The sequence below is a fragment of the Streptomyces flaveolus genome (assembly GCF_044765825.1).
In the GTDB taxonomy this organism is placed as follows: Bacteria; Actinomycetota; Actinomycetes; order Streptomycetales; family Streptomycetaceae; genus Streptomyces; species Streptomyces flaveolus.
In genome coordinates, this window is sequence record NZ_JBIWKU010000011.1 from 118,493 (window position 1) to 132,139 (window position 13,647).

The window sequence follows — 13,647 nt, forward strand, 5'->3', positions numbered from 1 at the left end:
GGGCTCAACTAACGCTCCTGCTGGTGAGTGGGCCGCGGATAGCTGCCGGTCTGGTTGGTACCGGCCTGACGGCCCTGTGCGATTCCCCGACGGAGATTGGTCAGCCGGCCGCGCACGTCGTCGGGCGCGCGCGATACCTGCGGACCGTTCTGGTGCGACTGCTGCTGAGCCGTGCCCGGGACCAGGTTGGCCCGGGGTACCCGGCGTGGCAGGCCGGAGGTGGTGACACCACCGGCCGCGGGCTGCCGGACGCGTTCGGCCTGCCGGACGAGGTCGTCGTTCGGCGAGCTGCGCCAGGCGGAGCCGGCGGGCCGCTGGGGGGCCGCCGGGGTCTGGGGCTGGGCCTGCGGTTCCGGGGCGGACGCGGGCGCGGGGGCGTTGTTCTCCGCCCCGTCCCGGCGGTCGCCGTGGAACCAGTTGGTCTCCAGCGTGTCGTACAGCGGAGTGCGTCCGTCGCCGGGACCGGAGGCCGGCGGCAGGGCCCATCCGTCGGCCGGCCGCTGCTGGGCCGGGGCACCGTGGCCGGGCTGCTGCTGGGCCGGACGCTCCTGCTGGGCGGGCCGCTGCTGCGGGGCCGGCGGACGCGGGGCGCCGAAGTCGTTGCCCACGTGGGCGCCGTTGGCCTGCGGACGCTCGTACTGGCCGGTGGCGGCCGGGTCCTGGCGGTCCGGCAGGCGGTGCTGCCCGGTCGAGCCGTCGCCGTACGCCGGGGCGCCGGGGAACTGGCCGGTCGAGGCCGGGTCGTTCGTCCCCTGGTGGCCGGGCTGCCCGCCGAAGACGTCCGAGCGGACGAACGGCCCGCCGTCGTGCTGCGGGGCGGCCGGCCCGGGCCGCGAGAACTGGTCGTTGTGCGGGGCGTTCGAGCCGTCGCGGCCGTACGGGTCCGCGGCGGGCCGGGCGAACCGGCCCGTGTTCTGCGGGTCGTCCTGGCGCGGGGCCGGGGCGTCGAAGTCCGGGCGGGCGAACTGCGCCGTGGTGCCGGGGCCCTGGGGCTCGCCGTGCCGGGGGATCGCCGGCATCTCGGCGGTCGCGCCCGGACCCTGCTGGTCACCGTGACGCGGCGTCCGGTCCGTCCGGGACGAGTCCGGCTCCTCGTGGCCGCGCGGGGCGTCCAGCGAGGCGCGGGGCACCGGCGGCTGTGCGTTCTCGTCGCTCCAGCTGGGCACGCGGGGCTGCGGGTTGCCGCCGGGCAGCTCGGCCCGCGGACCGCCGCGCGGCGGCAGCTGCGGACGACGGCCCTGCTCGGCATCGCCGTTGCCCTTGTTCCTGCGCTTGCCGCGCTGCGGCGGCACCGGGGCACGGCCGCCGAAGGCGTCCTGGCCCTGGGGGGCGTTCATGCCCGCGGCCTGCAGACCCTGCGGGGCACCGGGCGCCTCACCGGCACCGGCCGGAGCCGGACGGCCCTGCTGGTTCGGGGCCGCGGGGGACTGGGGCCCATGCGCGCCACCCGGCGCCCCCGGACGACCGCCGCCGTCCCGGCCGGGCAGTGCGGCCCGCGGTCCCTGACCGGCGCCGAGCCGGCCGCCGCCCTGGCCACCGGCACCGAGGGCACCGCCGCCACCGTTGCCGCCGCCGAAGGCACCGCCGCCGAAGGCGCCGCCACCGCCGAGCGCGCCGCCGCCCTGGCCACCGCGCCGGGCCGCCGCGACACCCGCCGCGGCCTGTGCGGCGGCCGGACCGCCGCTGCCCGCGGCCGGCTGACCCGGCTTGGGCTGCGGCTTGCGGCCGCCCTGGGCGACGTCGACGGGCAGCATGACCAGCGCGGTCGTACCGCCGGAGTCGGACGGACGGAGCTGGATGCGGATGCCGTGGCGCTGCGACAGGCGGCCGACCACGAACAGACCCATGCGCCGGGAGACCGAGACGTCCACGGTCGGCGGCGAGGCGAGCCGCTCGTTGATCGCGGCCAGGTCCTCGGGGGAGAGGCCGATACCCGTGTCGTGGATCTCGATCAGCACCCGGCCGTCGGGCAGCGCGTGACCGGTGACCTTGACCTTGGTCTGCGGCGAGGAGAAGGAGGTCGCGTTCTCGAGCAGCTCGGCGAGGAGGTGCACGAGGTCGTTGACCACGCGGCCGGCGACCTCGGTGGTCGGCACGGCCGCCAGCTCGATGCGCTCGTACTGCTCCACCTCGGACGCGGCGGCACGGAGCACGTCGACCAGCGGGACCGGGCGGGTCCACCGGCGGCCGGGCTCCTCACCGGCGAGGACGAGGAGGTTCTCACCGTTACGGCGCATACGCGTGGCGAGGTGGTCGAGCTTGAACAGCGAGGACAGCTGGTCCGGGTCGGCCTCGCGCGACTCCAGTTCGGAGATGAGCGAGAGCTGACGCTGGATGAGGCCCTGGGAGCGGCGCGAGAGGTTGGTGAACATCGCGTTGACGTTGCCCCGCAGCAGGGCCTGCTCGGCGGCGAGGCGGACCGCCTCGCGGTGCACGTCGTCGAAGGCCGCGGCCACCCGGCCGATCTCGTCCCGGGAGTGCACACCGACCGACTCCACCGAGGTGTCCACGTCCTGCGGGTCGGTCTCGGACAGCTGCTTGACCAGCTCGGGCAGACGGTCCTGGGCGACCTTGGTCGCGGTCTCCTCCAGGCGGCGCAGCGAGCGGATCATGGACCGGGCCACGACGAACGCGCCGACCAGCGAGACGCCGAGCACGAGCAGGATCAGCACACCGGAGATGATCGCTTCCTGCTCGGACTCGCTGCGCAGCTCGCGGGCCTTCTGCTCCATGTCCTCCAGCAGGCGGAGCTCGATGTTCTTCATCTGCTGGATCTTGGTGGAGCTGTCGTCCAGCCAGTCCTGGTAGGAACGCTCGTCCAGTTGGGACAGGCCGTTGACCCGGCTGAAGGCGCGGCCGGCGTACTGGTCGGACGACTCGATCACCGGGTTGCCCTGGGAGATCGGCTTGAGGAGGTCCTCGGCGCCGTCGCCGTAGATGCTGCTGAAGCTGCGGATCTCGGAGGTCTGGCTCTGCAGCGCGGACTGCGCGTAGAGCCGGTCGTTCTCGGAGAGCTCGCCCTTGGTGGTGTTGCTCGCCGGAAGCGCCGCCGCGAGGACCGCGCGCTGGATGGACGCGTACTCCTTGGCCGAGGAGAAGGCCGCCAGGGCACGCGTGCGCTGGATCATCTCGGGGTTGCTGGTGGCCTCCGCCATGTCCTGCGAGAGGTCGAGCAGGTTGGTGATCAGGCGGTGGTAGGCCTCGACCGTCTGGGTCGAGTTCTTCTTGGCCGCGTAGGCGGTGCCGCGGATCTTGTTCAGGTCGTTCAGATCGCTCGCGAGGCCGACGAGGCTGTCGCGGACACCGACGAGGTTGCCGTCCTTGCTGGCGGCGTCGATCTCCTCGGACTGGTCGAGGAAGTTCTTCAGCGCCCGGTCGGTCTTCTCCCGGTCGCCCTTGACGGCGATCGCGCTGGACGTCGAGCCGTGCGCCAGGGGGCCGGCGGACTGGTCGCGCTCCTCCTGGAGCGCGGCGGCCAGCTCGGTGGCCTGCTTGGTCATCTCCGTCAGCAGCTTCATGTTGTCGAGCTGCTGGATGTTGTCCATCGACTCGTTGATGCGCAGCGCGCCCAGCGAGGTGGCCGCGACCACCGGGAGCGCGAGCAGCGACACGAGGCGGGTGGAGATCCGCCAGTTGCGCAGGGCTATGCGCGGGCCCGGGCCGGTCGAGCCCGTGGCCGGCTTCGCGGGCGGCTTCTGGGCGGGAGCCGACGACTTCGCTCCCTGACCGGGGCGCCCGGAGCGGTCGCCGCCGTCGCCGGACTGGGCCTGACCCGGGTTCTGGGCGTGCTGGGGCGAGGAGCTGACGGCCCTGGGGCCATTCCCGCCGTGCGGCTCCGGCTCCGCCGAAGCGCTGCCATCCCTCTTGAAACGTCCCTGCACTAGCGTCGCAACCTCTGGACCAGGCACCCGGCCGCGTGAACGGCTGAGCACGGTGTCGGCGTCATAGGGGCGCCCTGAATACGCCCCCGTGGTGGTCGTGAGTGACCGGCGCTGGTTCCCCCTTCGTGCCGCCGCCCGGCGCTGTGGTGCGCCCCCGGTGCGCCGGCTCGATCCTGCGGCGGTCCGTGGAATTCCAGCACAGTGCCGGATCTCCAACAAGGCCCGTGGGCCAGGCCGCGGCATACGTGACAGCACGTGAGGACCGCTTCACGGCCGGTAGAAAACGATCACCCGCAAAGCGGACGTATGCCCGCGATTCGCCGTGGGGTAAGCGGTGTCCCAGTCGAGATGATCAGCAGCGGAATGATGGCTTCAGGGAGTCAATGTCGGTTTCGTCGGGGTGCGGTGCCCGTCGGAATTGACCGCTTTGGCCCTTGATAAGTGAGCAAACTCACACGCCCTTCACCGGCTCTCCTGGGTTCGGCCGGGAATTGCATGTTTAGCCTGACGCTTTACAGAGAAGGCAAAACCGACAACCCGCGCCCCCGCAGGGGTCACTTGCCCCTTCCCGGCGCCCGCACACGACAGGGTCTCGTACAACCGTGAAGACGACGATGATGTTCCACAAGATCGCCAACCCGCGACGCACGACGCTGGCGCACCTCGACGGCGCCGACGAACTGCAGACGCCGGAACAGCGCGAGCACGCCGTCGAACTCCCCACCCAGACCGCCAACCCCCGGCGCACGGTCCTCATGGAGATCCCCGTCGCGGCCTCCGCCGCAGAGTAGTACGCCCCCCGGCCGCGCGATGTTCAGCCGGCCGGCCGCACACGGGCGCCCGCGCCACCGCTCCCCGCGGAGCCACGGCGGGTCATGCGCGAGGCGCCCGCCCCCAGGGCCTGCCTCGGCGGATCGTGCCAAGGACGCGGGGAGTGGCACGCGTATCCGCGGCGTTGTCCTCGCCCCCGGTGCTCCGCATCGGCCTCCCCTCCGCCTCGGCCGTACGCTCGGCTGCGCTCGGGCGGGAGGGACCCCCGCCGCCCCGCTCACCTGTGCCGGTGAGGCAACGCCGCGTTCCTCCGGCCTGATCCGCCGGACAGGCCCGCCGCGTTAGCCTGGAGCGTCAGACTCCAGCCAGCTCAGTCAAGGGGCCACACCACCCGTGCGCATCGCCAGGTTCTCCATCGACGGAAACGTCGCCTTCGGCGCGGTCGAGGGCGACCAGCCGGACGAGCTCGTCCTCGACATCATCAAGGGCATCCCCTTCGCGGACTTCGAGCTCTCCGGCACCAAGGTGCCGCTGAGCAAGGTACGGCTGCTGCCGCCGGTGCTCCCCAACAAGGTCGTGGCCTTCGGCCGCAACTACGCGGAGCACGCCCGCGAACTCGGCAACGAGGTGCCCGACGCCCCGTTCGCCTTCTTCAAGCCGTCCACCTCGGTCATCGGCCCCGGCGACGCCATCCAGTACCCCTCCTTCTCCGAGGAACTGCACCACGAGGCCGAGCTCGCCGTCGTCATCGGCCGCATGTGCCGCGAGGTCCCGCGCGACCGTGTCAAGGACGTCATCCTCGGCTACACCTGCGCCAACGACATCACCGCCCGCGACGTGCAGCGCCGCGAGAAGCAGTGGGCCCGCGCCAAGGGCTTCGACTCCTCCTGCCCGCTGGGCCCCTGGGTGGAGACGGACCTCGACCCGGACGACCTGACGATCCAGCTCACGGTCAACGGCGCCCAGCGCCAGCTCGGCCGCACCAGCGAGATGATCCACCCCATCGCGGACCTGATCGTCAACATCTCCGAGGCCATGACGCTGCTCCCCGGCGACGTGATCCTCACGGGCACCCCGGCCGGAGTCGGCCCCCTCAACGTCGGCGACGAAGTCGCCGTCACCATCGAAGGCATCGGCACTCTCACCAACAAGGTTGTCAAGCGTGGCTAGCGCACCCGGCTCCCCCGTACGCGTCCGATTCTGTCCGTCCCCCACCGGTAACCCCCACGTGGGCCTGGTCCGCACCGCCCTGTTCAACTGGGCGTTCGCCAAGCACCACCAGGGCACGCTGGTCTTCCGCATCGAGGACACCGACGCGGCCCGCGACTCCGAGGAGTCCTACAACCAGCTGCTCGACTCGCTGCGCTGGCTGGGCTTCGACTGGGACGAGGGCCCCGAGGTCGGCGGCCCGCACGCGCCGTACCGCCAGTCGCAGCGCATGGACATCTACAAGGACGTCGCCCGGAAGCTGCTCGACGCCGGCCACGCCTACCACTGCTACTGCTCCCAGGAGGAGCTGGACACCCGTCGCGAGGCCGCCCGCGCCGCCGGCAAGCCCTCCGGCTACGACGGACACTGCCGCGACCTGAGTGCCGCGCAGGTCGAGGAGTACCAGGCGCAGGGCCGTGAGCCGATCGTCCGCTTCCGGATGCCCGACGAGACGATCACCTTCACCGACCTGGTCCGCGGCGAGATCACGTACCTCCCGGAGAACGTCCCGGACTACGGCATCGTCCGCGCCAACGGCGCGCCCCTCTACACGCTGGTCAACCCGGTCGACGACGCCCTGATGGAGATCACCCACGTCCTGCGCGGCGAGGACCTGCTCTCCTCCACCCCCCGCCAGATCGCCCTGTACAAGGCGCTGATCGAGCTCGGCGTCGCCAAGGAGATCCCGGCCTTCGGCCACCTGCCGTACGTGATGGGCGAGGGCAACAAGAAGCTCTCCAAGCGCGACCCGCAGTCGAGCCTCAACCTCTACCGCGAGCGCGGGTTCCTCCCCGAGGGCCTGCTCAACTACCTCTCCCTGCTCGGCTGGTCGCTCTCCGCCGACCAGGACATCTTCACGATCGACGAGATGGTCGCCGCCTTCGACATCTCCGACGTGAACCCCAACCCGGCCCGCTTCGACCTGAAGAAGTGCGAGGCGATCAACGCCGACCACATCCGCATGCTCGAGGTGAAGGACTTCACCGAGCGCTGCCGCCCCTGGCTGAAGGCCCCCGCCGCCCCCTGGGCGCCCGAGGACTTCGACGAGGCCAAGTGGCAGGCCATCGCGCCGCACGCGCAGACCCGCCTGAAGGTCCTCTCCGAGATCACGGACAACGTCGACTTCCTGTTCCTGCCGGAGCCGGTCTTCGACGAGGCCAGCTGGACCAAGGCCATGAAGGAGGGCTCGGACGCCCTGCTGAGCACGGCGCGCGAGAAGCTGGACGCGGCCGACTGGACGTCCCCGGAGTCCCTCAAGGAGGCCGTCCTGGCCGCCGGCGAGGCCCACGGCCTCAAGCTCGGCAAGGCCCAGGCTCCCGTCCGCGTCGCCGTCACCGGCCGCACGGTCGGCCTGCCCCTCTTCGAGTCCCTGGAGGTCCTGGGCAAGGAGAAGGCACTGGCCCGCATCGACGCGGCGCTGGCGAGGCTCGCGGCGTAACACCCGTACCCGTGTGAGGGGCGGCACCCGGAGCGGGTGCCGCCCCTCACCGTTGCGGCGGACGGGACCCGGGTGCCGGGGTTACCGTCGGATCATGAACATTCGCGCCGTGGTCTGGGACGTCGACGACACGCTCTTCGACTACACCACCGCCGACCGCGAGGGCATGCGCGCCCACCTGGTGGCCGAGGGCCTGCTCGCCGGATACGGGTCGGCCGAGGAGGCCCTCGTGCGCTGGCGGGAGATCACCGACCGGCAGTGGGCCCGCTTCTCCGCCGGCGAGGTGGACTTCGTCACACAGCGGCGCGACCGCACCCGGGTCTTCCTGGGCCGCCCGGACCTGACGGACGCCGAGGCCGACGACTGGTTCCAGCGCTACGTCACGTACTACGAGGCCGCCTGGTCCCTCTTCCCCGACGTCCTGCCGGTCCTCGACGCCCTCTCCGCCAGCCACCGACACGCCGTGCTGTCCAACTCCAGTCTGACCGTCCAGGACCGCAAGCTGCGGGTCCTCGGCGTGCACGACCGCTTCGAGGCGATCCTGTGCGCCGCCGAGCTGGGCGTCTCCAAGCCCGAGCCCGGCGCCTTCCTGGCGGCCTGCGAGGCCCTGTCGCTGGCCCCTGACCAGGTCGCTTACGTCGGCGACCACCCGGAGATCGACGGGCGCGGCGCCCACGACGCCGGGCTGCTGTCGGTCTGGATCGACCGCGGCGGCGCCTGTGCGACCGTCGACCCGCCCGCCGGGCCGCGCCGCATCGCGTCCCTGTCCGAACTCCCCGCGCTCCTCGGCGGCGATACCCGTTTTGGAGCCCCGTCCACCTTCAGGTAATGTTCTTCCTGCGCCGCCGGGGAGCGGGCCGAAAGGCCGGGAACCGGAGGCGCAACGCTAGAACAAGATCCCCGCAGGGGCTTGCGTTCCAGTGGCCTATGGTGTAATTGGCAGCACGACTGATTCTGGTTCAGTTAGTCTTGGTTCGAGTCCAGGTAGGCCAGCTCGCAGAGCTCATCTGCATCGCGGAGACCATCCGCAAAGCCCCCGTTGTGTAGCGGCCTAGCACGCCGCCCTCTCAAGGCGGTAGCGCCGGTTCGAATCCGGTCGGGGGTACAGATCCTTCCCGCGAGGACAGCAAGGGTAGCTCCCGCTGACTTCGATGCAGGATCGCTAGGGCCCCCGTTGTGTAGCGGCCTAGCACGCCGCCCTCTCAAGGCGGTAGCGCCGGTTCGAATCCGGTCGGGGGTACTGACTGGTCTAAACCATCATTGGTCTATGGTGTAATTGGCAGCACGACTGATTCTGGTTCAGTTAGTCTTGGTTCGAGTCCAGGTAGACCAGCTCGGACCTGCGGAAACGCAGTGTCCACGCCCCCGTTGTGTAGCGGCCTAGCACGCCGCCCTCTCAAGGCGGTAGCGCCGGTTCGAATCCGGTCGGGGGTACGAGTCCCAAGGGGGCTCCCGCTCAGGCGGGAGCCCCCTTGGGCGTTCATTCGATGCCGTACCGCCGCGCCGACTCCTCCTCCTGTGCCAGCCGGTGCAGCGCCCGCAGTACGGGCTGGAAGAGCACCGCCGCCGCGACCGCCAGCTCGACCCTCTCCGCCTCCGAGGCCCGGCTCTCCATGAAGTCCAGGTCCCGCCGGGCCACCTCGTGCATCAACTCCCCGTACGGCGCCATGAGTTCCGCGTCCCAGGGATAGTCCAGCCGTCGCAGCGCGGCCACCGCCACCACCAGCGAGCGGTGCACCGGGGAGAGGGGGGCCAGTTCCCGGGCGGTCTCCCATCCCAGCATCTCCAGCAGGCGGTCCACCTCCGCCCGTGCCGCCACGACGGCCGGGTCCTCCTCGTCCGGCTCGGGGTCCTGCGGCAGCGCCCACAGGGCCGCCCCCAGCCGGATCGTGCGGCTCAGGGAGTCGTCGTCGACGTGCCCGAGCACCTCCCGCGCGGTCGCCACCGGCACCTTGCCCACCTGGATCAGCGCCCGCACCAGACGCAGCCTGCGCAGATGCTCCTCCCCGTACTCGGCCGTCGTCGCGTTGACCTGCCGGCCCGGCGGCAACAGGCCCTCGCGCAGGTAGTACTTGATCGTCGCGGTGGAGACCCCGCTGCGTTTGCTCAGATCGGCCAGTCGCATCCCTTGCGCCCATCCTCGGATACCAGCACTATCCAAACATGGGGCACTGGACAGTGCCGCTCACCCACACGGGGAGGCGTCATGCCCGGCCAGTCCGTCACCGCGGGCCGTACCACCGCCGCCGCCGAGGGGGAGGTGACCGTCCTGCTGATCGGCATGAGGATCAACCGGTTCTGGGCGGTGCACCACTGGCTGCCGGTCCTCCTCGCCATGCTCCGCATGCTGCGCGAGCTGAAGAAGGCCCCGGACCAGGGGCTCCTGGGACACGTCCTGCTGACGGCGTCGCCGCGCACGTACTACGTCGTCCAGTACTGGGAGTCCAAGGAGAAGCTCTACCGGTACGCGCACGCGCCCGACATGTTCCACTACCGGGTCTGGGGGATCATCAACCGCAAGGAACGGGCGGGAAGGGTCCGGCAGTACGTCGGTCTGTGGCACGAGACCTACGTCGTGCCCGAGGGGTCGTACGAGTCGATCTACGCCGACATGCCGGCCTTCGGGCTCGCGGCGGCCCACGGGCAGGTGCCGATCGAGGAGCGGGGCCGGCGTGCGCGGGACCGGTTCGCGTACCGGTCGCGGGAGAAGGCGGACCCCGGGAAAGCCGCCTCGCGGGAGGCGTGAGACCGGGGGAGGGCCTGCCGCGGCGTTGAGGCGGGCCCGTTCCCGGTCGGCTGCCGGTGGGGTGTGGTCAGCCGGTGCGGCGCAGGGCCTCGGAGAGGCGGCCGGCGGCGTCGATGACCGCCTGGGCGTGCATCCGGCCCGGGTGGCGGGTCAGGCGCTCGATGGGGCCGGAGACCGAGACGGCGGCCACCACGCGGTTGGAGGGGCCGCGCACCGGAGCGGAGACGGACGCGACGCCGGGCTCCCGCTCGCCGATGGACTGGGCCCAGCCCCGGCGGCGGACGCCGGACAGCGCCGTCGCCGTGAAGCGGGCGCCCTGCAGGCCGCGGTGCAGGCGCTCGGGCTCCTCCCAGGCCATGAGGATCTGCGCCGAGGAGCCGGCCTTCATGGTGAGCGTGGAGCCGACCGGGACGGTGTCCCGCAGGCCCGACAGGCGCTCGGCCGCGGCCACGCAGATGCGCATGTCGCCCTGGCGGCGGTAGAGCTGGGCACTCTCGCCCGTGACGTCGCGGAGGTGGGTGAGCACCGGCCCCGCCGTGGCGAGCAGACGGTCCTCGCCGGCCGCCGCGGCCAGCTCGGCCAGGCGCGGGCCCAGAATGAAACGGCCCTGCATGTCGCGCGCCACCATACGGTGGTGTTCCAGCGCCACGGCCAGGCGGTGGGCCGTGGGTCGTGCCAGTCCGGTCGCCGCGACCAACCCCGCGAGGGTGGCCGGACCGGACTCCAGAGCGCTCAGGACGAGGGCCGCCTTGTCCAGAACGCCGACGCCGCTACTGTTGTCCATGCAACGATACTCCCGTCTCACTCTGTGAAACGCAAGTTCAATTTTCCGTGGAACACGCCACTCTGGATGGCACGAAGTCACCAACGGCCCGTGACGAAAGGGCCTGGCGGCGGTTGCCCGGAATCAGGGGTGAGGGCGCTGCCTCCTCAAGATCTCTAGTTGGGTCGGTGCGTTGTCGCCGACCGGAGGGAAAGCGATGGGTAGGACACTCGCGGAGAAGGTCTGGGACGACCACGTCGTCCGGCGCGCCGAGGGCGAGCCCGACCTCCTCTTCATCGATCTGCACCTGCTGCACGAGGTGACCAGCCCGCAGGCCTTCGACGGCCTCCGCAAGAGCGGTCGCCCGGTGCGCCGGCTCGACCTGACCATCGCCACCGAGGACCACAACACCCCGACGCTCGACATCGACAAGCCCATCGCGGACCCGGTCTCCCGGGCCCAGCTGGAGACGCTCCGCAAGAACTGCGCGGACTTCGGCGTCCGGCTGCACCCGCTGGGCGACGTCGAGCAGGGCGTCGTGCACGTCGTCGGTCCGCAGCTGGGTCTGACCCAGCCCGGCACCACCGTGGTCTGCGGTGACTCGCACACCTCCACGCACGGTGCCTTCGGCGCGCTGGCCTTCGGTATCGGCACCTCGCAGGTCGAGCACGTGCTCGCCACCCAGACGCTGCCCATGGCCCGCCCGAAGACCATGGCGATCACCGTCAACGGCGAGCTGCCCGACGGGGTCACGGCCAAGGACCTGATCCTCGCGATCATCGCGAAGATCGGCACCGGCGGCGGCCAGGGCTACATCCTGGAGTACCGCGGCGAGGCCATCGAGAAGCTCTCGATGGAGGCCCGGATGACCATCTGCAACATGTCGATCGAGGCCGGCGCCCGCGCGGGCATGATCGCCCCCGACGAGACCACCTTCGCCTACCTCCAGGGCCGCCCGCACGCCCCCGAGGGCGCGGACTGGGACGCGGCCGTCGAGTACTGGAAGACGCTGCGCACCGACGACGACGCCGAGTTCGACGCCGAGGTCGTCATCGAGGCCGCCGAGCTGTCGCCGTTCGTCACCTGGGGCACCAACCCCGGCCAGGGCGCGCCGCTTTCCGCCGCCGTCCCCGACCCGGCTTCGTACGAAGACGCCTCGGAGCGCTTCGCCGCCGAAAAGGCCCTGGAGTACATGGGGTTGGAGGCCGGTCAGCCGCTGCGCTCCATCAAGGTCGACACGGTCTTCGTAGGTTCCTGCACCAACGGCCGCATCGAGGACCTGCGCGCCGCCGCCGAGATCGTCCGGGACCGCAAAGTCGCCGACGGCGTACGGATGCTGGTCGTCCCCGGCTCCGCGCGGGTGGGCCTGCAGGCCGTCTCCGAGGGCCTGGACGTCGTCTTCAAGGAGGCCGGCGCCGAGTGGCGGCACGCGGGCTGCTCGATGTGTCTGGGCATGAACCCGGACCAGCTGGCCCCGGGCGAGCGCTCCGCGTCCACCTCCAACCGCAACTTCGAGGGACGGCAGGGCAAGGGCGGCCGCACCCACCTGGTGTCTCCGCAGGTCGCGGCCGCGACGGCCGTACTGGGCCACCTGGCCTCCCCGGCCGACCTGTCCGCCGACGCCCCCACGCCCGCTGGAGTCTGAGAGTCATGGAAGCATTCACCACGCACACCGGCCGGGCCGTCCCGCTGCGCCGCAGCAACGTCGACACCGACCAGATCATCCCCGCCCACTGGCTCAAGAAGGTGACGCGGGACGGATTCGAGGACGGGCTGTTCGAGGCCTGGCGCAAGGACCCGTCCTTCATCCTCAACCAGCCCGAGCGGCAGGGTGCGACCGTCCTGGTCGCCGGCCCCGACTTCGGCACCGGCTCCTCGCGCGAGCATGCCGTCTGGGCGCTGCAGAACTACGGCTTCAAGACCGTGATCTCGTCCCGCTTCGCCGACATCTTCCGCGGCAACTCGCTGAAGAACGGCCTGCTCACGGTGGTCATCGACCAGAAGATCGTGGACGCGCTGTGGGAGCTCACGGAGAAGGACCCCGAGGCCGAGATCACCGTCGACCTCCAGGCCCGCGAGGTGCGCGCCGAGGGCATCACCGCCTCCTTCGAGCTGGACGAGAACTCCCGCTGGCGGCTGCTGAACGGGCTGGACGACATCTCGATCACCCTCCAGAACGAGGCCGACATCGCCGCCTACGAGGCGAAGCGCCCGTCGTACAAGCCGCAGACGCTCCAGGTCTGACCCGGCGGCCCCTCCGGCTGCGCACAAGGTCGAGTTCCGGCCACTCAACGCCCCCCTCCGTACCCCCGATCAGCCCGATCGGGGGTACGTCTGTGTCCGGGCCCGGTGCGCGCTCGAAGCCGTCGGTCGAATGGTCAACTTCCCACGTTACGGCTGTGATTGGTGGGGTACATGAGCTGTGGAACCTGGGACTCCGCAGGTGCCCGGAAGGCCGTTCGGGGCGCCAGTTACCCCCTGCGCAGGCGACAACTCGCCCCAGATGGCACAATCTGTGCATGGAACACGACGGCCAACTCGAGCTCTATGCGGCGGTCGCGGTCCGGCTGAAAGAAGCGCACACAAGAGTGCGCGCACTGCAAGTCCCGGAGGGCGTACGGATGGCGCTGACCCGGAAGCTGCTGGTCATTACGGCCGCGGCCAAACACGATCTCGCCGGTGCGGCAAGGCGTCTGGACCGGTTCACCGCGGACCTCGACGAGGGTCGATTCCCCGACGAGGAACGCTGAACAGGCCGAGACCGCCGAGTCTGTTGCGGCACAAGGGTGATTAGCCCGTTTCGTGTTTGATTTGCGGTATATATCTGCCTAACGTGCGA

At 71.1% G+C, this 13,647-nt stretch carries 11 protein-coding genes and 5 tRNA genes; 13 read left to right on the top strand and 3 right to left on the bottom strand.

Annotation, left to right across the window (positions count from 1 at the left end; all coding sequences use genetic code 11):
* Positions 1-8: 8 nt before the first annotated feature.
* Positions 9-3,881, bottom strand: coding sequence for a nitrate- and nitrite sensing domain-containing protein (locus ACIRG6_RS29125; protein WP_403325003.1), 3,873 nt, complete (start codon positions 3,879-3,881; stop codon positions 9-11).
* A 602-nt stretch (positions 3,882-4,483) separates the two neighbouring features.
* On the opposite strand from ACIRG6_RS29125, the gene ACIRG6_RS29130 reads away from it, so the two are divergent.
* From ACIRG6_RS29130 to ACIRG6_RS29170, 9 genes are all read left to right on the top strand, one after another.
* Entirely contained in the window at positions 4,484-4,672 is a 189-nt protein-coding gene (locus tag ACIRG6_RS29130) for a hypothetical protein (RefSeq protein ID WP_225638682.1), read from the top strand.
* A 373-nt stretch (positions 4,673-5,045) separates the two neighbouring features.
* Positions 5,046-5,822: a fumarylacetoacetate hydrolase family protein gene (locus tag ACIRG6_RS29135; protein ID WP_189233026.1), complete on the top strand. Its 777-nt coding sequence runs from the start codon at positions 5,046-5,048 to the stop codon at positions 5,820-5,822.
* Positions 5,815-7,299: a glutamate--tRNA ligase gene (gene gltX, locus ACIRG6_RS29140; RefSeq protein ID WP_365020753.1), complete on the top strand. Its 1,485-nt coding sequence runs from the start codon at positions 5,815-5,817 to the stop codon at positions 7,297-7,299. Before ACIRG6_RS29135 ends, gltX begins: the two co-directional genes overlap by 8 nt.
* Positions 7,300-7,393: 94 nt before the next feature.
* Positions 7,394-8,128, top strand: coding sequence for an HAD family hydrolase (locus ACIRG6_RS29145; protein WP_403325004.1), 735 nt, complete (start codon positions 7,394-7,396; stop codon positions 8,126-8,128).
* A 92-nt stretch (positions 8,129-8,220) separates the two neighbouring features.
* A tRNA-Gln gene (locus ACIRG6_RS29150) sits at positions 8,221-8,292 on the top strand.
* A 39-nt stretch (positions 8,293-8,331) separates the two neighbouring features.
* A tRNA-Glu gene (locus ACIRG6_RS29155) sits at positions 8,332-8,404 on the top strand.
* 62 nt (positions 8,405-8,466) lie between these two features.
* A tRNA-Glu gene (locus ACIRG6_RS29160) sits at positions 8,467-8,539 on the top strand.
* Between the two features lie 21 nt (positions 8,540-8,560).
* A tRNA-Gln gene (locus tag ACIRG6_RS29165) sits at positions 8,561-8,632 on the top strand.
* Positions 8,633-8,660: 28 nt separating this feature from the next.
* Positions 8,661-8,733: transfer RNA gene (locus tag ACIRG6_RS29170), tRNA-Glu, on the top strand.
* A gap of 46 nt (positions 8,734-8,779) precedes the next feature.
* On the opposite strand, the gene ACIRG6_RS29175 is transcribed toward ACIRG6_RS29170, so the two are convergent.
* Positions 8,780-9,424: a MerR family transcriptional regulator gene (locus tag ACIRG6_RS29175; protein ID WP_364823753.1), complete on the bottom strand. Its 645-nt coding sequence runs from the start codon at positions 9,422-9,424 to the stop codon at positions 8,780-8,782.
* Positions 9,425-9,505: 81 nt separating this feature from the next.
* On the opposite strand from ACIRG6_RS29175, the gene ACIRG6_RS29180 reads away from it, so the two are divergent.
* Positions 9,506-10,045 (top strand): DUF4188 domain-containing protein, encoded by a 540-nt coding sequence (locus ACIRG6_RS29180; RefSeq protein ID WP_403325005.1) that lies wholly within the window; start codon positions 9,506-9,508, stop codon positions 10,043-10,045.
* A 67-nt stretch (positions 10,046-10,112) separates the two neighbouring features.
* On the opposite strand, the gene ndgR is transcribed toward ACIRG6_RS29180, so the two are convergent.
* Positions 10,113-10,829, bottom strand: a complete 717-nt coding sequence (ndgR, locus tag ACIRG6_RS29185) for an IclR family transcriptional regulator NdgR (RefSeq protein ID WP_010984119.1) — start codon at positions 10,827-10,829, stop codon at positions 10,113-10,115.
* Between the two features lie 196 nt (positions 10,830-11,025).
* Between ndgR and leuC the strand changes: the two genes are divergently transcribed.
* The 3 genes from leuC to ACIRG6_RS29200 all read left to right on the top strand — a co-directional run bounded on the left by leuC (position 11,026) and on the right by ACIRG6_RS29200 (position 13,558).
* The gene (gene leuC, locus ACIRG6_RS29190) at positions 11,026-12,453 is read left to right on the top strand and encodes a 3-isopropylmalate dehydratase large subunit (RefSeq protein WP_189233032.1); all 1,428 of its coding nucleotides are present in this window, start codon (positions 11,026-11,028) and stop codon (positions 12,451-12,453) included.
* 5 nt (positions 12,454-12,458) lie between these two features.
* The gene (gene leuD, locus ACIRG6_RS29195) at positions 12,459-13,052 is read left to right on the top strand and encodes a 3-isopropylmalate dehydratase small subunit (protein WP_225638675.1); all 594 of its coding nucleotides are present in this window, start codon (positions 12,459-12,461) and stop codon (positions 13,050-13,052) included.
* 275 nt (positions 13,053-13,327) lie between these two features.
* Complete coding sequence (locus ACIRG6_RS29200) at positions 13,328-13,558, top strand: SCO5555 family protein (protein ID WP_161166288.1); 231 nt, start codon at positions 13,328-13,330, stop codon at positions 13,556-13,558.
* Positions 13,559-13,647 lie beyond the last annotated feature (89 nt).

What these genes read in the sequence shown, in the direction of transcription:
- ndgR (WP_010984119.1), bottom strand. Translation starts at nt 10,829, where the DNA reads ATGGACAACAGTAGCGGCGTCGGCGTTCTGGACAAGGCGGCCCTCGTC.
- ACIRG6_RS29175 (WP_364823753.1), bottom strand. Translation starts at nt 9,424, where the DNA reads ATGCGACTGGCCGATCTGAGCAAACGCAGCGGGGTCTCCACCGCGACG.
- ACIRG6_RS29180 (WP_403325005.1), top strand. Translation starts at nt 9,506, where the DNA reads ATGCCCGGCCAGTCCGTCACCGCGGGCCGTACCACCGCCGCCGCCGAG.
- leuC (WP_189233032.1), top strand. Translation starts at nt 11,026, where the DNA reads ATGGGTAGGACACTCGCGGAGAAGGTCTGGGACGACCACGTCGTCCGG.
- leuD (WP_225638675.1), top strand. Translation starts at nt 12,459, where the DNA reads ATGGAAGCATTCACCACGCACACCGGCCGGGCCGTCCCGCTGCGCCGC.
- ACIRG6_RS29145 (WP_403325004.1), top strand. Translation starts at nt 7,394, where the DNA reads ATGAACATTCGCGCCGTGGTCTGGGACGTCGACGACACGCTCTTCGAC.
- ACIRG6_RS29200 (WP_161166288.1), top strand. Translation starts at nt 13,328, where the DNA reads ATGGAACACGACGGCCAACTCGAGCTCTATGCGGCGGTCGCGGTCCGG.